General features: G+C 38.8%; 23 protein-coding genes and 1 riboswitch. Of the genes, 22 read left to right on the forward strand and 1 reads right to left on the reverse strand.

The window, feature by feature from the left end; translation table 11 throughout:
• Nucleotides 1-10 precede the first annotated feature (10 nt).
• The 17 genes from KS419_RS23740 (at nucleotide 11) to KS419_RS23820 (ending at nucleotide 15,437) form a co-directional block, all read left to right on the forward strand.
• Entirely contained in the window at nucleotides 11-844 is an 834-nt protein-coding gene (locus tag KS419_RS23740; protein WP_217069579.1) for a purine-nucleoside phosphorylase, read from the forward strand.
• Nucleotides 841-1,674 (forward strand): purine-nucleoside phosphorylase, encoded by an 834-nt coding sequence (locus tag KS419_RS23745; protein WP_217069580.1) that lies wholly within the window; start codon nucleotides 841-843, stop codon nucleotides 1,672-1,674. The genes KS419_RS23740 and KS419_RS23745 overlap by 4 nt, the downstream gene beginning before the upstream one ends.
• On the forward strand, nucleotides 1,671-2,972 hold the full coding sequence (locus tag KS419_RS23750; RefSeq protein ID WP_217069581.1) for a pyrimidine-nucleoside phosphorylase: 1,302 nt from the start codon (nucleotides 1,671-1,673) through the stop codon (nucleotides 2,970-2,972). Before KS419_RS23745 ends, KS419_RS23750 begins: the two co-directional genes overlap by 4 nt.
• A gap of 164 nt (nucleotides 2,973-3,136) precedes the next feature.
• The gene (locus tag KS419_RS23755; RefSeq protein WP_246594760.1) at nucleotides 3,137-4,267 is read left to right on the forward strand and encodes a D-alanyl-D-alanine carboxypeptidase family protein; all 1,131 of its coding nucleotides are present in this window, start codon (nucleotides 3,137-3,139) and stop codon (nucleotides 4,265-4,267) included.
• A gap of 148 nt (nucleotides 4,268-4,415) precedes the next feature.
• Entirely contained in the window at nucleotides 4,416-4,769 is a 354-nt protein-coding gene (gene spoIIAA / locus KS419_RS23760) for an anti-sigma F factor antagonist (RefSeq protein WP_217069583.1), read from the forward strand.
• The gene (gene spoIIAB, locus KS419_RS23765) at nucleotides 4,766-5,206 is read left to right on the forward strand and encodes an anti-sigma F factor (RefSeq protein WP_217069584.1); all 441 of its coding nucleotides are present in this window, start codon (nucleotides 4,766-4,768) and stop codon (nucleotides 5,204-5,206) included. Before spoIIAA ends, spoIIAB begins: the two co-directional genes overlap by 4 nt.
• A gap of 11 nt (nucleotides 5,207-5,217) precedes the next feature.
• Nucleotides 5,218-5,970, forward strand: coding sequence for an RNA polymerase sporulation sigma factor SigF (sigF, locus tag KS419_RS23770; protein ID WP_217069585.1), 753 nt, complete (start codon nucleotides 5,218-5,220; stop codon nucleotides 5,968-5,970).
• A gap of 508 nt (nucleotides 5,971-6,478) precedes the next feature.
• Entirely contained in the window at nucleotides 6,479-7,057 is a 579-nt protein-coding gene (gene spoVAEA, locus KS419_RS23775; RefSeq protein ID WP_217069586.1) for a stage V sporulation protein SpoVABEA, read from the forward strand.
• On the forward strand, nucleotides 7,041-8,525 hold the full coding sequence (locus KS419_RS23780; protein ID WP_217069587.1) for a spore germination protein: 1,485 nt from the start codon (nucleotides 7,041-7,043) through the stop codon (nucleotides 8,523-8,525). The genes spoVAEA and KS419_RS23780 overlap by 17 nt, the downstream gene beginning before the upstream one ends.
• A gap of 134 nt (nucleotides 8,526-8,659) precedes the next feature.
• On the forward strand, nucleotides 8,660-10,000 hold the full coding sequence (lysA, locus tag KS419_RS23785; protein WP_217069588.1) for a diaminopimelate decarboxylase: 1,341 nt from the start codon (nucleotides 8,660-8,662) through the stop codon (nucleotides 9,998-10,000).
• A 132-nt stretch (nucleotides 10,001-10,132) separates the two neighbouring features.
• Nucleotides 10,133-10,570, forward strand: a complete 438-nt coding sequence (locus KS419_RS23790; protein ID WP_217069589.1) for a peptidylprolyl isomerase — start codon at nucleotides 10,133-10,135, stop codon at nucleotides 10,568-10,570.
• 148 nt (nucleotides 10,571-10,718) lie between these two features.
• Nucleotides 10,719-11,144 carry a hypothetical protein gene (locus KS419_RS23795; protein ID WP_217069590.1) on the forward strand — a complete coding sequence of 142 codons (426 nt, stop codon included), beginning with the start codon at nucleotides 10,719-10,721 and terminating at the stop codon, nucleotides 11,142-11,144.
• A 78-nt stretch (nucleotides 11,145-11,222) separates the two neighbouring features.
• Nucleotides 11,223-11,365: riboswitch (FMN riboswitch) on the forward strand.
• 263 nt (nucleotides 11,366-11,628) lie between these two features.
• The gene (ribD, locus tag KS419_RS23800; RefSeq protein WP_217069591.1) at nucleotides 11,629-12,714 is read left to right on the forward strand and encodes a bifunctional diaminohydroxyphosphoribosylaminopyrimidine deaminase/5-amino-6-(5-phosphoribosylamino)uracil reductase RibD; all 1,086 of its coding nucleotides are present in this window, start codon (nucleotides 11,629-11,631) and stop codon (nucleotides 12,712-12,714) included.
• Nucleotide 12,715: 1 nt separating this feature from the next.
• On the forward strand, nucleotides 12,716-13,372 hold the full coding sequence (ribE, locus tag KS419_RS23805; RefSeq protein WP_217069592.1) for a riboflavin synthase: 657 nt from the start codon (nucleotides 12,716-12,718) through the stop codon (nucleotides 13,370-13,372).
• Between the two features lie 21 nt (nucleotides 13,373-13,393).
• Entirely contained in the window at nucleotides 13,394-14,587 is a 1,194-nt protein-coding gene (locus tag KS419_RS23810) for a bifunctional 3,4-dihydroxy-2-butanone-4-phosphate synthase/GTP cyclohydrolase II (protein WP_217069593.1), read from the forward strand.
• Between the two features lie 12 nt (nucleotides 14,588-14,599).
• Nucleotides 14,600-15,067, forward strand: coding sequence for a 6,7-dimethyl-8-ribityllumazine synthase (gene ribH, locus KS419_RS23815; protein ID WP_217069594.1), 468 nt, complete (start codon nucleotides 14,600-14,602; stop codon nucleotides 15,065-15,067).
• 13 nt (nucleotides 15,068-15,080) lie between these two features.
• The gene (locus KS419_RS23820) at nucleotides 15,081-15,437 is read left to right on the forward strand and encodes a GNAT family N-acetyltransferase (protein WP_217069595.1); all 357 of its coding nucleotides are present in this window, start codon (nucleotides 15,081-15,083) and stop codon (nucleotides 15,435-15,437) included.
• Here KS419_RS23820 and KS419_RS23825 read toward each other — a convergent pair.
• Complete coding sequence (locus KS419_RS23825; RefSeq protein WP_217069596.1) at nucleotides 15,434-15,955, reverse strand: DUF309 domain-containing protein; 522 nt, start codon at nucleotides 15,953-15,955, stop codon at nucleotides 15,434-15,436. The two genes, KS419_RS23820 and KS419_RS23825, sit on opposite strands and share 4 nt — an antisense overlap.
• A gap of 144 nt (nucleotides 15,956-16,099) precedes the next feature.
• On the opposite strand from KS419_RS23825, the gene KS419_RS23830 reads away from it, so the two are divergent.
• From KS419_RS23830 to KS419_RS23850, 5 genes are all read left to right on the forward strand, one after another.
• A complete protein-coding gene (locus KS419_RS23830; protein WP_217069597.1) occupies nucleotides 16,100-16,870 on the forward strand; it encodes a segregation/condensation protein A in 771 nt (256 codons plus the stop codon).
• Complete coding sequence (scpB, locus tag KS419_RS23835; protein WP_217069598.1) at nucleotides 16,857-17,456, forward strand: SMC-Scp complex subunit ScpB; 600 nt, start codon at nucleotides 16,857-16,859, stop codon at nucleotides 17,454-17,456. The genes KS419_RS23830 and scpB overlap by 14 nt, the downstream gene beginning before the upstream one ends.
• A 40-nt stretch (nucleotides 17,457-17,496) precedes the next feature.
• Complete coding sequence (locus KS419_RS23840) at nucleotides 17,497-17,994, forward strand: YpuI family protein (protein ID WP_217069599.1); 498 nt, start codon at nucleotides 17,497-17,499, stop codon at nucleotides 17,992-17,994.
• Nucleotides 17,995-18,149: 155 nt separating this feature from the next.
• The gene (locus tag KS419_RS23845) at nucleotides 18,150-19,031 is read left to right on the forward strand and encodes a Fe-Mn family superoxide dismutase (protein ID WP_217069600.1); all 882 of its coding nucleotides are present in this window, start codon (nucleotides 18,150-18,152) and stop codon (nucleotides 19,029-19,031) included.
• A complete protein-coding gene (locus tag KS419_RS23850; protein ID WP_217069601.1) occupies nucleotides 19,019-19,207 on the forward strand; it encodes a hypothetical protein in 189 nt (62 codons plus the stop codon). Before KS419_RS23845 ends, KS419_RS23850 begins: the two co-directional genes overlap by 13 nt.
• Nucleotides 19,208-19,372 lie beyond the last annotated feature (165 nt).

Here is a 19,372-nt window from a genome sequence, read left to right on the forward strand (position 1 = left end):
GAGAATAAGTATGGGTAATGAAAAAATAAACAGCATCGTTGAAATGATTAATGGCAGAGTGAATCTGTCTCCAGAAATTGGATTAATTCTTGGATCTGGTTTGGGGGTATTAGCTGAGGAAATTGAGAAAAGTATTCGGATACCATATGGTGATATTCCAGGATTCCCCACATCCACAGTTGCAGGACATGAGGGACAGTTTGTAATTGGGGAATTACAGGGAAAACAGGTTATCGCAATGCAAGGAAGATTCCATTATTATGAGGGATACAGTATGGAACAAGTGACGTTACCAGTGAGAGTAATGAAGGCTCTTGGAGTAAGACAATTAATTGTTACTAACGCTGCTGGTGGAGTGAATAAATCCTTTGAACCTGGAGATTTAATGTTGATTCAAGACCACCTTAATTTAACTGGGGACAATCCTCTTATTGGACCGAATGATAATGATCTTGGCGTCCGTTTTCCAGATATGTCAAAAGCCTATTCGAAATCACTTATTCTATTAGCGAAAAGAATAGCAGAGAAACTGGGACTAACGGTAAAAGAAGGGATTTATGCTGGTAATACAGGCCCTTGCTATGAAACACCAGCAGAAGTAAAAATGATTCGCACACTTGGTGGAGATGCTGTTGGAATGTCAACCGTTCCAGAAGTCATTGTTGCAAGACATAGCGAGATGGAAGTGTTAGGGATCACGTGCATATCTAATATGGCTGCAGGAATTTTAGATCAACCGCTTACACATGATGAAGTAATTGAAACGACGGAAAAAGTAAAAGGAAATTTCTTGCTGTTTGTAAAAAATATTATCCATCAAATGGATGGGAGAGATTCAAAATGAGTGTAACTTACATGAAAGAAGCTGTATCATTCATCCAAAGTAAAATAGAGAAGGAGCCAACCATTGGACTAATTCTCGGTTCAGGCCTCGGGGATCTTGCAGAAGAAATTTCCAGTCCAGTGGCTATCTCCTATAATGATATTCCACATTTTCCAACGTCCACAGTGGAGGGGCACAAAGGCCAATTGGTGATCGGTGAACTAGAAGGGAAACAGGTTGTTGCCATGCAAGGGAGATTCCACTTTTATGAAGGCTACTCCATGCAGGAAGTCACTTTTCCTGTAAGGGTTATGAAATTATTGGGCTGTGAATCAATCATTGTGACCAATGCTTGCGGGGGAATGAATGAAAAGTTTAAACCAGGAGACTTGATGTTGATTGAGGATCATATTAACTTCACTGGAGCTAATCCCCTTATTGGTTCTAACTTGGATGAATTAGGCCCTCGATTCCCGGACATGAGCCACGCCTATACTCCAAAATGGAGAGATCATGCCTTAAGAGTAGCAGAACAGAATGGCATAGAATTACAGCAAGGAGTTTATGCGGCAGTGAGTGGTCCTACGTACATGTCTGCTGCGGAGTTAATTATGTTAAGGAAGTTAGGGGGAGACGTTGTAGGAATGTCCACTGTACCTGAAGTGATTGTTGCTCGCCATATGGATATGTTTGTACTGGGAATATCGTGTATTACGGATATGGCCATTGGGGAGACCATCGAAGGGATCACTCACGAAGAAGTAATGGAAGTTGCGGCGAAAACTAAACCTCGATTTATTACTCTCATAAGAAACATTTTAAAGGAGTACGATGGAGGGATAGTTAAATGAGAATGGTTGACCTGATTGAAAAGAAAAGAAACGGAAAAACTCACACAAAAGAGGAACTGGATTTTATCATTCAAGGGTATACGAACGATGAAATTCCTGATTACCAACTCAGTGCATGGGCCATGGCTGTTTTTTTTCAAGGGATGGATGAAAAGGAGCGTGCAGCATTAACAGACGCAATGGTTCATTCTGGAGACACGATCGATTTATCTGAAATCAATGGCGTGAAAGTGGATAAGCATAGTACAGGTGGGGTAGGGGATACAACAACTTTAGTACTGGCACCCCTTGTTGCAAGTGTAGGTGTTCCCGTTGCCAAAATGAGTGGAAGAGGGTTAGGTCATACTGGGGGAACCATCGATAAACTGGAATCCATTCAAGGATTTAGTGTTGAAATAACCAATGAAAAGTTTATTCAATTAGTAAATCAAAATAAAGTGGCTGTAATTGGTCAGACTCAGAATTTAACGCCTGCAGACAAAAAATTGTATGGTTTACGGGATGTTACTGCGACGGTGGATTCCATTCCCTTAATAGCCAGTTCGATTATGAGCAAAAAAATTGCCTCTGGTGCAGATGCTATTGTTTTAGATGTGAAAACAGGAGCAGGGGCGTTTATGAAAGAATTATCAGGAGCAAAAGAATTGGCAGAAGCAATGGTGAGAATCGGACGGAATTTAGGAAGAAACACTTCTGCGATTATATCGGATATGAGTCAACCACTTGGTTTTGCCATAGGAAATGCTCTGGAAGTGAAAGAAGCCATCATGACTTTAAAAGGACAGGGGCCTAAAGATCTACAGGAGTTGTGTATAGAATTGGGCAGCCATATGGTAGTATTGGGGAGACAGGCAAATACCCTTGAAGAAGCAAGAGAACTGTTAATGGAATCGATTCACTCCGGAAAAGCACTAGAACATTTTAAGACATTCATAAAGGCACAAAACGGAGATCCTTCTATAATAGATAATCCGGAAAAACTTCCCGAATCTAAGTATAAATTAGACGTAAAAACGGATAAAGAAGGATATATTGCCGATATCGTTGCGGATCAACTTGGCATCGCAGCAATGATGCTTGGAGCAGGACGGGCTACGAAAACATCTGAAATTGATATGGCTGTTGGGCTAGAATTAAGGAAGAAAATTGGTGATTTTGTAAAAAAAGGAGATTCGCTGGTGACTGTTCATTCAAACAATAACCTGGTGGACGAAGTTACGGAAAAAATAAAAAGTGCATACACCATTACAGAAGAAAAAGTAACTCCTCCGACGTTAATTTATGAAATTATCAACTAATTTTCTTTTCAAGGTACTTGTATAGAATACTCAAAAGGCAATATTGCCTTTTGGGTTTTTTTATATTTGGTATATTCCAACTTCAATGGGGCAGAATGGTAAAGAAAAAGAATGGAGGGATTGGATTGAAAAAATCATTCATTGTTTTTTTAGTAGGATTATATCTGTTATTTGGAGGGGGAATTACAACATACGGAGAGGAACCGGGAATAGACCTTGCAAGTCAGGCAACTTCAGCTATTCTTATCGAAAGGGATACTGGAGAAGTGCTGTTTGAAAAGAACAGTAAAGAACAATTGCCTCCTGCTAGCATGACAAAAGTGATGACAATGTTATTAATTATGGAGGCCATTGATACTGGGAAAATTAAGTGGAGTGATAAAGTACGGACCAGTGAACGAGCTGCTTCGATGGGAGGATCACAAATATTCCTTGAACCAGGTGAGGAAATGACCGTTGAAGAAATGATGAAGGGAATTGCAATAGCATCAGGAAATGATGCATCCGTTGCCATGGCAGAACACTTAGCAGGTTCTGAAGAACAATTTGTTAATTTGATGAATGAAAAAGCCAAAGAGTTAGGGTTGAAAAACACGAAATTTTTAAATTCGAACGGACTTCCTGCGGAAAATCATTATTCTTCAGCAGAAGACTTAGCATTGATGGCTAAGGAACTACTGAAATACGAAGAGATTACTAAATATACAAGTCTGTATGAGGATTATTTGCGGGAAGATACAGAAGATAAATTCTGGCTTGTCAATACGAATAAACTAGTGAAGTTTTATCCTGGAGTTGATGGATTAAAAACAGGATTTACAAATGAAGCAAAATATTGTTTAACAGCCAGTGCCAATAAAGATGGCATGAGGATCATAGCTGTAGTTATGGGTGCACCGACACCTAAAGACCGAAATAGACAAGTCACGGAGATGCTAGATTATGCTTATAGTCAATATGAACTTCAGCCAAGATATCAACGTGGGGATGTTTTAGGAGAAGCGAAGGTTAGTAAAGGATCCACTGTTACTGTTCCTGTGGAAACAGAAGAAAATATCTCTCTCCTTCTCAAAAAAGGAGAGTCACCGGAAGGAATAACAGAACGATTAGAACTTAACCAATCGATTTCCGCACCAGTGAAAAAAGGAGATCCATTGGGGACACTGTTTGTTGAGAAAGACGGAGAAGTTCTGATGCAATCTAAAGTAGTTGCAGAATCAGATGTGGCTAAAGCATCACTGTGGACATTAATGAAACGAACTACGTCAATTCTCGTTGGGAAAAACGGGTTTTAAATCATCGGATTTTTTCTTGTTTTGACGAATCGACACTAGTTTTGTTTTGATGAAGGAAACTATCATAGGTATAAAGAAAACTTTGAGGAACCATTTTTCCTCTGGGAGAGGGAACTGGTGAAATCAACATTACTTAAGGGGTGACGAAATGAGTTTACTCATTGATCTTGAAAAAAGAGACAATGTTCTCTGCGTAAGACTAGAAGGTGAGTTAGATCACCACACAGCAATGGAACTCCGTGAAAGTGTCGACACGGCCATAAAGGAACAGCGATTGACACACATCTTATTAAATTTAGAAAACTTAACATTTATGGATAGTTCTGGTTTAGGTGTCATACTTGGCCGCTATAAAACAGTCCAAGCCCTTGGTGGTGAAATGGTTGTATGCTCCATTTCTCCTCAAGTAAAACGTCTGTTTGAAATGTCTGGTATGTTTAAAATTATCAGACTGACCTCTAATGAAGCGGATGCCTTACTGACGTTGGGGGTGGCATCATGAAGAATCGAATGGAATTAACGTTTTCTGCATTAAGTCAAAACGAATCCTTTGCCCGAGTAACCGTTGGGGCTTTTGTTGCCCAGTTAGATCCAACAATGGATGAACTCACGGAAATTAAAACAGTTGTCAGTGAAGCGGTAACCAATGCGATTATACATGGATATAACGAAGATACTAAAGGTATGATTTATTTGGAAGTGGAGCTCGAAGAAGATGTTGTCCGATTAATGATTCGGGATAAGGGGATTGGAATTCACAATCTTGATGAGGCAAGACAACCTTTATTTACTTCAAAACCAGAATTAGAAAGAAGTGGAATGGGCTTCACCATCATGGAAAACTTTATGGATGAAGTGGAAATACAATCTGAGCCAATGGTTGGCACGACAGTCAGTTTAACAAAACGACTCTCAAAGCAACGCGCTCTTTGTAATTGAGGCGGTCCACGATGGATGTAGAAGTAAAACAATCCAAAAAGACGTATTTAAATGACAAAGAAGTGAAAAGGTTGATCAAAGAAGCCCAGGATGGAAATCAAGAAGCCAGAGATCATATTGTTAATGTAAATACTAGATTAGTTTGGTCGGTAGTCCAACGTTTTTTAAATAGAGGCTATGAGGCGGATGACTTATTCCAAATTGGTTGTATCGGATTAATTAAATCCGTGGATAAGTTTGATTTAAGTTATGATGTAAAGTTCTCTACGTATGCGGTTCCGATGATCATTGGAGAGATACAAAGATTTCTCCGCGATGATGGGACAGTGAAGGTGAGTAGGTCTATTAAAGAAAGTGCCAATAAAATCAGGAAGACAAAGGAAGAACTTTCTAAAACACTTGGAAGAATTCCTACTGTGAAGGAGATTGCAGAAAAATTGGATCTTTCACCGGAAGAAGTGGTGTTTGCTCAAGAAGCAAGCAGACAATTGACTTCTATACATGAAACAGTCTATGAAAACGACGGGGATCCAATTACATTATTGGATCAAATCTCTGATGATGGTGACCTAAAGTGGTTTGATAAGATAGCTTTAAAGGATGAAATAGAAAAATTGGATGAGAGGGAAAAGTTGATTGTCTATTTAAGGTATTATAAAGATCAGACTCAGTCTCAAGTGGCAGAACGTTTGGGCATATCTCAAGTACAAGTATCCCGTTTAGAAAAGAAAATATTAAAGCAATTAAAAGAACAGCTCGGATAATTCGGATGGCACTGAAAAAGTATCTTACAACTTTTTCAGTGCCTTTTATTTGTATGACAATGATTTCTGTCGCTTGCCTGATAGGAGAAAAACGCTCCTATCAGGCTTTGTGCGCTTGGTAGCGCATCAAACTAATGGGTGAAAGCCCCTAACACGCGGACTTCTAGTTGTCATTCCTCCACTGCCCTACACTCGTGTTCATAGGCGCTTGCGCTTTTCTTAAAAGATAAGAATTTATAAGTATTGGCACCTTCGGGCAAATTGTCTAGCTCCAGCGCCTACTCGCTACGGGGCACTTCGGAAGTGACAACCGAAGTCAAAGAGCGGACTTCTAGTTGTCATTCCTCCACTGCCCTACGCTCGTGTTCATAGGCGCTTGCGCTTTTCTTATGATTGCGACGGCTGCGCTCATTGCTTCGAGAGACTGTTCTTTTAAGAGAATACGTTAGACTACTTTTCGTCATACTAAAGAAGGAATTCCTTGGAATAGAAATTGGGGAGTGATTACATGAATTCCAAGAAGCGGGTTATATTAATCACTGATGGTGATTCATCAGCGAAAGCGGCAGTGAAGCTTGTTGCAGAGAAACTTGGTTATCCGTTCATTGGCGAATCCGGTGGCAACCCTACAAAAATTTCAGGAGACGAACTAATAAAACTGATACTAAAGACAGAGAGTGATCCTGTCCTCGTCTTATTTGATGACTGTGGTTTTCCAGAGGAAGGACCTGGTGAAAGGGCATTTATTTCTGTCGTTAATTCACCTGATATAGATGTTATTGGGGCTGTCGCAGTGGCATCCCAATCCTTTTCCCATGAGTGGACAAAAGTGGATATTTCCATTGACCGTAATGGATTGTTAACTGAGTATGGAGTAGATAAAGATGGCATTAAAGATCTGGAAATCGGAAGAATACGTGGTGACACTGTTTCCGCACTTGACAGGTTGCCTATACCTTTGATTGTTGGGATAGGTGATATTGGTAAAATGGGGGGCCGAGACTCCTTGGAAATGGGCGCACCAATTACAAAACTTGCAATTGAAGTAATTATGGAAAGGAGTGGAGGTAATGGATCCAGTACGTAATACGGATAAAAACCAGGTCATTTCAAAAGAAATACGCGAGAATGAAAAGATTATATCAGAGCGCATCGGAATCGGTAAAAGTTTTGATGTGGGAGTACGGAAGCTATACATATTGGATAAAGAAATTCAATTCTATTTTGTAAATGGTCTATGTGATATTCAATATATCATTGAGTTATTAAAAGAGTTAATGTATTTGGATTCAAATGAGCGAAAGAAACTGCATATAAAAGACCAAATAGAGAACCACCTCACTCACGTCCAGGTGGAAAAGGTAAAAACAATTGATGAATCCATCACTAAAATGCTTTCAGGACTAATTTTTATATTAATTGATGGGGAAGAGGAAGCATTAATAGTTGATGTTCGAAGTTACCCTGGCAGGGGACCTGAAGAACCTGATACGGAAAGGGTTGTCCGTGGTAGTCGTGACGGGTTTACAGAAAACATTATTGAAAACACTGCTCTAACACGGAGAAGAATCCGTGATGAAAATTTGAGAAATGAAATTTTACAAGTTGGTAGAAGATCAAAGACGGACATAAGTCTTTCTTATATTGATGGAGTTGCGGATCCGAACTTAGTGGAAGTTATCCGGAAGGAATTACAGTCTATTGATATTGATGGTTTGACAATGGCGGATAAAGTCGTGGAAGAGTTTGTTGTGAAGCAAGGCTTTAATCCATTTCCAATCGTCAGATATACGGAAAGACCAGATGTGGCAGCAACTCACCTTTTGGAGGGACATGTCATTGTTTATGTTGACTCATCCCCAAGTGTAATCATATTCCCTACAACCTTTTTTCACCATGTGCAACATGCAGAGGAATTTCGGCAGGCCCCCATGGTAGGGACTTTCTTAAGATGGGTCCGCTTTTCAGGGATGATGTTCTCCATGTTTATTTTGCCCCTCTGGTTATTACTTGTTATGAATCCTAACTTAATTCCTGAGCAATTGGATTTTTTAGGTCCGAACGAAACAACGAACATTCCTATTTTCATACAAATGTTATTTGGTGAATTAGGTATAGAACTATTAAGAATGGCAGCTATTCATACCCCATCTCCTTTAGCAACTGCATTAGGTTTAGTTGCTGCTCTGTTAATTGGTGAAATTGCAATTGAGGTTGGTTTACTTGTACCAGAGGTTATTTTGTATGTGGCAATAGGGGCTATTGGAATGTTTGCTACACCAAGTTATGAATTAGCACTAGCTTTGAAGATCTTTCGCCTATTGCTGCTGTTTATTGTCTTTTTCTTTAAGGCCCCTGGTTTTATTATTGGTACAACGCTCCTGCTGTTGTTCTTAGCATCAAAGAAATCTTTAAATGTCCCGTATTTATGGCCGTTTATTCCGTTCTATCCAATTGCCTTTATGGATATCTTATTTAGGCAAGCTGTTCCATCTAAACGGAAGAGACCTAGTATTGTTCAAACGAAAAACCCAATAAAACAAGGCTCCTCCTAATGGAGCCTTGTTTTATCATTCTCCCTTGAAGATATATGGAAGATATGTTATTCTTGAAAACAATAGTTTTGCGCTTTTCTTACTAAGATAAGGTCGTCATCACACATCGAGAAAAGATGAACGGGGAGAGATAAATGGGTTTATACGGTACAAGTAAAATAAATAATAAAGGTCATTTGGAAATAGGAGGAGTGGATACGACTTCCCTTTCAGAAAAGTATGGAACTCCTTTATTTGTCTATGATGTGAAAGATATTTGTAATAGAGCTCAAGAATTTAAAATGGCATTTGATAAGCAACAAATGAAGTATCAGGTGGCATACGCAAGTAAAGCCTTTAGTTGTATCGCCATGATCCAGCTTGTGGAGGAATTAGGCCTCAGTTTAGATGTGGTCTCCGGTGGAGAACTCTATACAGCATTACAGGCAGGTTTTCCGGTGGAGCGAATTCATTTTCATGGAAATAATAAATCTCCAGAAGAAATTGAAATGGCTGTAAGAGAAGGAATTGGATGTATTGTAGTGGATAATTTCACAGAACTAACATGGTTAATGGGAATTACCCAGTCCCTTGGGAAACAGATGAAAGTTCTGATTCGAATAACACCTGGAGTGGAAGCTCACACACACGAATATATCTCTACTGGTCAAGAAGATTCAAAGTTTGGATTTGATATTCAGAGCGGGCAAGCAGGGAAAGCGATAGAAACCATTGAGGCACATGAATTTCTGATTTTGGAAGGGGTTCATTCACATATCGGCTCCCAAATTTTTGAGACGAATGGATTTACATCAGCGATCGAAGAGATCTATAAAGTGCTGGTGGTGTGGAAGAAAACATTAAATTACGATTTGAAAGTCCTTAACCTTGGTGGAGGTTTCGGTATTCGCTATACAAAGGAAGATACTCCTTTACCGTTAGAGAAATATGTGGAATCCATGGTTGAGGCAGTGAAAGAGAAATCCTTGGAGGCGGGAATGGAATTACCGGAGATCTGGATTGAACCTGGTCGTGCCCTCGTTGGAGAAGCTGGAACGACCCTCTATACGATAGGTTCCAGAAAAGATATTCCAGGAGTTAGGTCCTATGTATCTGTTGATGGTGGAATGACAGATAATATTAGACCAGCCCTATACCAAGCGAAATACGAAGCTTCGATTGCAAATAAAATGAATGACAAATTAGAAGAAACAGTTTCCATTGCTGGTAAATGCTGTGAGAGTGGTGACATGCTCATTTGGGACTTAGAAGTTCCAAATGTGGACATCGGTGATGTTCTTGCAGTCTCATCGACAGGTGCCTATGGATACTCAATGGCTAATAATTATAATCGGATCTTACGGCCAGCAGTTGTTTTTGTGGAGGACGGTAAAGATCAGTGTGTCATTGAAAGAGAAACTTTTGAGGACTTAGTACGTCATGAACGAAACTATCAATCGAATAAAACTCAAGGTCGTTTAGCGAAGACAGTTTAATAATTTCTTTCTGATCTGATATAAATATGACGAAAAGAACTTTCTTTTCGTCATATTTTCATTCTGTTTTTGATTAGTGTACAATAGAAAAGAAGTTCTACATATTAAGGATATAACAGGAGGATTTTTATTATGAAAAAAGGTACAATTGTAATGGATAGTGGAGATAAAATTAACATTGAATTTTTCCCAAATGAAGCTCCAGGTACTGTTGAAAACTTCGAAAAGTTAGCTAATGAAGGCTTTTATAATGGACTATCATTTCATCGAGTAATCCCAGGATTTGTGGCACAAGGGGGATGCCCTCACGGAACTGGGACAGGTGGCAGTGGGAAAAATATTAAGTGCGAAACAGCTGGAAATCCACATAAGCATGTTCAAGGTTCTTTATCCATGGCTCATGCTGGTAAGGATACTGGTTCATCCCAATTCTTTCTAGTTCACGAACCTCAACCGCATTTAGATGGTGTTCACACTGTTTTTGGACAAGTTATAGAAGGAATGGAAGCTGTTCTTCGAATTAAGCAAGGGGATGTTATGCAAGAGGTGCGGGTTTACGACGAAGAGTAAAAAATGTTTTTTTTCGATTGTCCCTTCAGATAGTTTCTGTGGGGACAATCTTTTTTAACACTTCTTTTACAATACATCGTTTTCATTCTTTTTAATGACAACTGGAATATAGTAGAGGTGACACGGAAAATATGAAAGGAGTGTTGTGATGGATCAGATAAAAACAATCACCATGTTCCAAGTCATCATTGTGGTTCTTTTAATCTTTTTAGTTCCATTTGTTTTACAAGAAGCACAACAGATTAGATCTGTTTCTTCTCCTGCCTATGGATATGAAATTATTCCTCACTTACTCGTTTTCTCCATCGGTCTTTTATTAATGCCACAAAAAACACTACAGCTAATCTCAAAGAATATTTCAATTAACTGGGTTGCCTTATCCACGGGAATTATAGTATTTCTATTGGCATGGGTCCCGTTTACGTTTTGGTTAGGTTATTTTACCGAAATCCTCCCACTAGCATTTATGGAACACTTTTTGGAAATGAGGTTTGTCATTTTTCTAATTGGTGGGTTAGGAGTAATGAAAGGTTTAGTTAATAAAGAAGGACAACAAGACCATTCATCCGTATAGAATTCACAACATTGAAACATAATTTTTCCAATGAATTTAATTGTGTGATATAATAAACATAATTAAATATTATTGACCGAAGTCCTTCGGGGTAGGGTGAAATTCCCAACCGGCGGTGATGGAGTTTATACTCCTAAGCCCGTGACCCGGCACTTTTAAGTGACGGTGGATCTGGTGTGAGACCAGGGCCGACAGTATAGTCTGGATGGGAGAAGGATACGACGGTGAAAAAATAAGTTTCTTTTCAACGGGGGAGTCTGTCTATTTTAAGAAAGCATTCCTTTTTTAGGAAGTTCTTATCATATCGACATTTATTCCCTGAAGTGGGCGTGTTTAAAAAAGTATAAAAAACACACCTTTATTTGAGTTTGTACTCGAGTAACTTTAACATTTCACTTTTGTATGATACCAACCTGGAGGATAAATATATTCCTTCAGGTTTTTTTCATGAATATCGTGTGATTATTAAATTGGAATGGGGAGAATGATGGACAAACATTATATGAACATTGCAATTGAATTGGCAAGGGTAACACAAGGGCAAACAACACCAAATCCAGTGGTGGGTTCAGTCATTGTTAAAAATAATCAAATCGTAGGTATGGGAGCACACTTAAAAGCAGGAGAAGAGCATGCAGAGAGGCATGCCTTGAAAATGGCAGGGGATAAGGCAAAGGGAGCAACCATGTATGTAACATTAGAACCTTGTTCTCACTATGGTAGAACTTCACCATGTGCAGATGCAGTTATTGAGGCGGGTATAAAAAAAGTTGTAGTAGCATCATTAGATTTGAATCCAAGAGTTGCAGGTAGAGGTATCCAAAAATTAATGGACGCTGGTATTACAGTGGAGACAGGTGTAATGGAGAAAGAGGCAGTGAAGTTAAATCGAGTATTTTTCCATTATATTAAAACTAAAAAACCATTTGTTACATTAAAAACAGCAACAAGTCTAGATGGAAAAATAGCCACAGTGTCAGGTGAAAGTCAATGGATTACAGGGGAAGAAGCCAGGTTAGATGTGCAGCATCTCCGTCATACTCATGATGCCATTTTAGTTGGAGTTAATACTGTATTATTAGATAATCCTTCTTTGACTACACGTATAGGTGAAGGGGGAAGTAACCCTATTCGGATTGTACTTGATCATCAGTTGAGAACTCCTTTAGATGCCAACATTGTCATTGATAAAAAATCTCCAACATGGATCGTGACAAAGAGACAGACAGAAAAGGGTAAAAAACTAAAGCTGGAAGAGTTAGGCGTTGAAATAATTGAAATGGATAGCGACGAAATACACATTTCCGAATTATTAATAATGTTAGGTCAGCGGGAAATATCATCATTGTTGGTGGAAGGGGGAGGTACGGTAAATGATGCCTTTCTTCGATCAGGTGATTTTCAGCAAGTAATCGTTTATTTAGCACCTACCATTATTGGAGGAAAGGAAGCTCTCTCCTCTTTTTCCGGATTGGGGATTGCAAAATTGAAAAATACACCTAAATTAAACATTGAATCAATAACGACAATTGGAAAAGATATAAAAATGATTTTATCAAAGGGGGACTAATATGTTCACTGGAATTATTGAAGAAAAGGGAACGATAAGACAAATGAAACAAACTGGGGAAGCTATTGTCATGACCATCAGTGGAGAAAAAATCTTGTCCGATGTTCATTTAGGAGATAGTATTTCCGTGAATGGTGTATGTTTAACAGTTACATCCCATGATAAAAAGTCCTTTACAGTAGATGTGATGCCAGAAACTGTAAAAGCTACTAGTCTCCGTGATTTAAGTACTGGTTCAAAAGTTAACTTAGAAAGGGCGATGGCTGCAGGTGGGCGTTTTGGGGGTCATTTCGTTTCAGGTCATGTTGACGGCGTTGGAACAATTGTTGCTAAGCGCCCAGAACAAAATGCTGTTTATTATGATATTGAAGTCGCTCCTGCTCTCCGTAAATATATGGTTATGAAGGGAAGTGTGTCTGTAGACGGAACCAGTTTAACGATCTTTGGATTAACAGAAGACACTTTTACCATCTCTATTATTCCGCATACTATACAGGAAACTATTATTGGAGATAAAGGACCGGGAGATATTGTGAATGTAGAATGCGATATGCTAGCAAAATATATAGAAGAGTTAATTTTACAACGTACGAATCAAAAAACCAGGACATCAGGAAAGATAACGGAAAGTTTTCTGGAGCAAAATGGGTTTATGTAAACCACTGAAGGGGGAAAAAGGATGTTTGATCCGATTGAAGAAGCCATATACGAATTAATGCAAGGAAAAGTCGTTATTGTATGTGATGATGAGGATAGGGAAAACGAGGGAGATTATATTGCTTTAGCGGAAAAGTCAACACCAGAAGTAATCAATTTTATGATCACACACGGGAGAGGACTTGTTTGCGCCCCAATTACAACAGAATTAGCTACAAAACTGGAACTACTGCCGATGGTGGATGTGAATACAGATCCCCATGGGACAGCGTTTACTGTTAGTATTGACCATAAAAATACCACAACTGGCATTTCCGCTCATGAACGTTCTATGACAGTACTAGCAATGATTGACGAAACTTCAAAGGCATCGGATTTTAAGAAACCAGGTCATATTTTTCCGTTAGTGGCGAAAGATGGTGGTGTTTTACGGCGTGCAGGCCATACAGAAGCAGCGGTGGATTTGGCACGAATGTGTGGGGCAAAACCTGCCGCAGTCATCTGTGAGATCATAAATGAGGACGGCTCAATGGCCAGAGTGCCAGATCTAAAGAAAATAGCAGAAGAACACGATTTAAAAATGATTACAATAAAGGACCTTATTCAATATCGAAATCGTAAGGATAAACTGATCCAAAGGGAAGTGGAGATCGATTTACCGACTGATTTCGGAGGGTTCCGTGCCATTGGATACAGTAATATAGTTGATGGAAAAGAGCATGTGGCACTAGTTAAGGGGGAAATCTCAAGTGATAAACCTACCTTAGTCAGAGTTCATTCCGAATGTTTAACTGGAGATGTATTTGGTTCTCATCGATGCGATTGTGGTCCGCAATTACACGCCGCCTTAAATCAAATTGAGGAAGCTGGAGAAGGGATTCTCCTTTATATGAGGCAGGAAGGTAGAGGCATTGGCTTGTTAAATAAGATGAGAGCTTATAAACTACAAGAGGAAGGTTACGATACGGTAGAAGCAAATGAGAAGCTAGGATTTGCACCGGATTTGAGGGATTATGGTATCGGAGCCCAGATACTCCGTGACTTAGGGGTGCGGCAAATGAAACTATTAACCAACAATCCCCGTAAAATTACAGGATTAAAAGGTTATGAGCTGGAGGTCGTAGATCGAGTACCTTTGCAATTGCCTTATTCCAAAGATAACGAAAATTACTTAAAGACAAAAAAGGAAAAACTCGGTCATTTACTTCATTTTTAGGGGGCGGTATAAATGGGAAAAGTTTTTGAAGGGAATCTAATTGGAACAGGATTAAGAGTAGGAATTGTTGTGGGAAGATTTAATGAATTTATAACAAGCAAACTTTTGGGAGGAGCAGAGGATGCCCTCAAACGTCATGGGGTAGAGGCAGATGATGTGGATGTGGCATGGGTACCTGGAGCTTATGAAATTCCATTAATTGCGAAGAAAATGGTTGATTCTGGTAAATATGATGCTATCATTACGTTAGGAACTGTTATTAGAGGCTCTACGCCTCATTTTGATTATGTGTGTAGTGAAGTGTCCAAGGGAGTAGCATCATTAGCTCTATCCAGTGGTAAACCTGTCATCTTTGGTGTATTGACAACAGACACCATTGAACAGGCAGTTGAGAGAGCTGGTACGAAGGCTGGAAATAAAGGTTGGGAAGCTGCGGCAGCTGCCATTGAGATGGCCAATTTAACAAAGAGTTTTAATTAATGGGGGATGTCTAGTGCTTGTTCCGTATAAGCATGAGTATGAAAAAATTGCGATGGGTCTTTTATCATTTATGCCAAGTGAAAAAACGATAAAAAGGTTGAAGCAAACAATGGATCAGTACGAAAAGGACCCTAATTTTCATTTGTTTCTTTGGAAGAAAAAAGTTAATGACTTTATTGGTGTCATTGGAGTGGAAAAAACGGAAGAAGGGGTTGTTTTAAGAAATTTGTGTGTTAATCCATCCCACCGCAATGAAGGGATTGCCACGGAAATGATCAACTCTGTGGAAAATCGGTTAAATGTTAGCTTATTGGGAACGAAGCATACGAAAGAGTTTTTAGAATATTGTAAGAGAGAGGAAGGTTGTTAACCCTTCCTTTTTCTTTGTTTGTGTTTTTTTGATTCTAATCTTTCTTGAATGACATCGGTTCGGTCTCTCCGCTTATGTCGGTGAATTAAATCCATATTACTTAAATCTTCTATATTACACCAAATCAAATTCTTCCTTTGGCATATTTCCACGCAGTTTGATACTAGGTCATGGTCGGTTATTGGTATGTTAAATGGAGTGTATGGACCTTCATTGAGGATATTTAGGATCTGGTTTTTTACAATACTTTCTAATCTTTCAACATCAATAGAAATGCGTTGTAACTCTTCGTGATTTGTCCGGAGAGAAGCAAGTACCTTTCGATATAAACGTAAACTTCCATCAAAATTCTGTTGACGTTCATGATAAACAGCAACTGCTAATTGAATTAACGTATGCCAGTGCTTTTCTTTATACTTTTTCCAATATTCTTCCATCATTTCGTGACATTCGAAATAATCCCTTGTCCCATGAAATTCAATCAGGTAATTAATATAAGCTTCCGGATATCTGCTCATCTTTTTCCCCCATGAAATATTAATAGTTATAGTAAGCGTAACATAAAAATATAAAAATGGGTTGAAATTAATCTACATATTATACGAAAAAAGCTAATGAATTATGATATAATTCGATTGAGAACATAGGGAAATGGTGAGACGATGCAGTATAGTGTAAAACTTCAATCGTTTGAAGGTCCTCTCGATCTGTTGTTACATCTAATTCAAAAGAATGATTTAGACTTGTATGATATACCAGTAAAGGAAATCACGGATCAATACATGATCTATATTCATACAATGCAAGTGCTTCAGCTAGATATAGCGAGCGAATATTTAGTAATGGCTGCAACCTTATTACATATGAAATCCCAAATGCTGTTACCAGCACAGGAAAATGAATTAGATGATGAAGATTTTGAATATGAAGAGGGAGATCCAAGGGAAGAATTAATGCAAAGACTAATTGAGTATAAAAAGTTTAAAGAAGCCGCCGGGGATTTAAAAGAACGTGAACGGGCACGAAGTGATTTGTTTTCAAAACCAATGTCTGATTTATCAAACCTTCTTTCGGAACCGCTGGAGGAGGAAGAAAAGGCAAATTATAATGTTACGATTTACGATATGCTTCAAGCTTTTCAGAATATCTCGAAAAGAAATCGGAAACGGGAAACAGTTTTTTCAAAAATACAACGGGAAGACATTCCGATAGATGAAAAAATGACACAAATTATGAATGAATTAGATCTTCATGATGGTAAGAGAAAATTCTCTGAGTTATTCGATCGTGAAGAGGATAAAAATCACATGGTCATTGCTTTTCTTGCTCTCCTTGAATTAATGAAAGCGAACGCTGTTTTTTGTTATCAGGATAGTAATTTTGATGAGATCATGATTTATCAAAAGGGGGCATTGACCGTTGAAAAGTCATGAGATTAAAGCCGTTATAGAAGGATTACTTTTTGTTTCAGGTGAAGAGGGATTGGACATAAAACAAGTTATGGACGTTTTACAATTAGATCGGAAATCAGTCAAATTTTATATGGCTGAATTAATGGAAACATATTCTTCCGATGCGAGGGGAATACAGTTAGTGGAAGTTGCTGGTGGATATCAGTTGACAACGAAACCGGAGCACGCTTCTTTTTTTAAACGATTAGTTCAGGCTCCATCATCCACTACTCTTTCCCAGGCTTCTTTAGAGGCATTGGCAATTGTGGCCTATAGACAACCAATTTCTAGGTTGGAAATAGAAGATATACGTGGGGTTAAATCAGAACGACCAATCCGTACCTTAGCTGCAAAAGGTCTCATTAAAGAAGTGGGGCGGGTAGATACTACAGGCCGGGCAATACTTTATGGAACAACTAAAGATTTTTTAGAGCAATTTGGTTTGCGGTCAATAGAAGAACTTCCGCCTCTTCCTGATGCAGTAACCGAAGAAGATGTGGAGGAAGAGGTGGACTTGTTTTTTTCAAAATTCCAAGAGCAGATGATTCCAACAAATGAAGTAGAATAAAGTAATCAACATGTAGAAAGAGAAGGGAAGGAAGTTATTCATGGGAAACGATTTGGTACAGCAACAATTAACATTCACAATGGTAAAATTAGAAAAGGCATCCACAGAGATCAGAAAGTTCCTAAATGAAACAACATTGCAGGATTTAATGAGTCAAGGAGACCAAAAATCAAAAGGGGATTATGTGGATATATTGGATCAATTTCGACGTATTCTTGTTTATTTTGATGAGGGACAAGAATCAGGAAACCTCCTACTAAGAAGTGAAGCTTTCCGTAAAGGTGCTGCAGAAAAAACATTATATTGGATTTTTCATCAATGTGTAGAAGAATTTTTCCAACCTAAGTTAGATGTATGGTATGAAGATAGCAGGGCTGCTTATACTGGTAGAAATGCAATCAAATTCCGGGTTACTGTTCCAGAAGATTTAAAGGATCTTGTTAAATCTATTGAAGGTCCACTACAAGAAGTGCGAGAAGAATTAGAGTATTACGAAACAGATTACCGTACGAAGGTACGACAAAGGGATAATGATTAGTCGTTTTAAAAATTAGGAAATTATGTCATCAATTATTTAGAAAGTGTTCCTGTCATTGGGCACTTTCTTTTTTCTCGTTTTCTCGCTTTTCCTTTTGATTGAGTCCATTTTTACTTACGTGCATAGGATGAATAAACGAAAGGGAGGGAAAAGGCTTGTCGATAAATAAACAGTACTTGACAGATCTTTTAAAATGGTTTCAGAAATTAGAAAAAGATCTTAAGCATTGGGACAATGAGAATAGGGAATTCAGGACTTTATCTCAAGAAGTGAAATCAATAATCGAAAGAATAGACAATGTGGATCCAGATAACTATTCGTCTGTTCGCGATGTTGAAAAAGAGGTGGAGGCTATTTACACAAGTTACCTAGATTTATGTTCAAATTCAAGTAGAAACACGATTTTTAATACGAGCGTTCCGAGGGGAGAACACAAACTTCCTGCACTTCCTTATTCTTATGATGCCTTAGAACCGTATATCCAAAAACGTATTATGGAACTACATCATAAAAAACACCATCAATCATATGTGGATGGCTTAAACAGAGCGGAAAAAGAATTACAGAAGCAACGGAAAATGAATAATTATCACTTAATTAAGCATTGGCAACGGGAATTGGCATTTCATGGTGCAGGTCATTATTTGCATACTTTATTTTGGCAAGTAATGTCTCCAGATGGTGGGGGGAAACCAAAGGGGTTACTTGCTGAACATATGGATTTAGATTTTGGGAGTTTCACATCTTTTAAAGAACATTTTACAGAAGCGGCAACTAATGTGGAAGGAAGTGGATGGGCTATCCTTGTTTGGGTTCCACGGGCAGGGAGGTTAGAAATTCTTACTGCAGAAAAACATCAGAATTTAACACAATGGGATGTCATCCCACTCCTTCCCCTTGATGTATGGGAGCATGCCTATTATCTACAATACGAAAATGAGAGGAAAATGTATGTTAATAACTGGTGGCATATTGTGAATTGGAGGGCAGTGGAAGATCGGTTCATTAGAGTACGGAAAAATTTATGGATAGAATAAATAAGGATGAAGGAAAGTTTCACATCAGTGGAATTTTCCTTTTTCAAAAGATAAGCATGTATAAGTTTTCGCATCTTCGGGCTGCCACAGGACGTGGCGTTCTGCCGATGGACGGACAGGACGTCCTAATATCGGGCATGCCACAGGACGTGGAGTTCTGCCCGATGGATGGATAAACTTCAGAGCGATGCTTGTAGAGGAAGAGGCACTGCCCTACGCTCGTGACCAAAGGCGCTTGCGCTTTTCTTAAAAGATAAGAATTTATAAGTATTGGCACCTTCGGGCAAGTTGTCTAGCTCCAGCGCCTACTCGCTACGGGGCACTTCGGAAGTGACAACCGA

It is taken from the genome of Evansella tamaricis (assembly GCF_019042215.1).
GTDB lineage: Bacteria > Bacillota > Bacilli > Bacillales > Salisediminibacteriaceae > Evansella > Evansella tamaricis.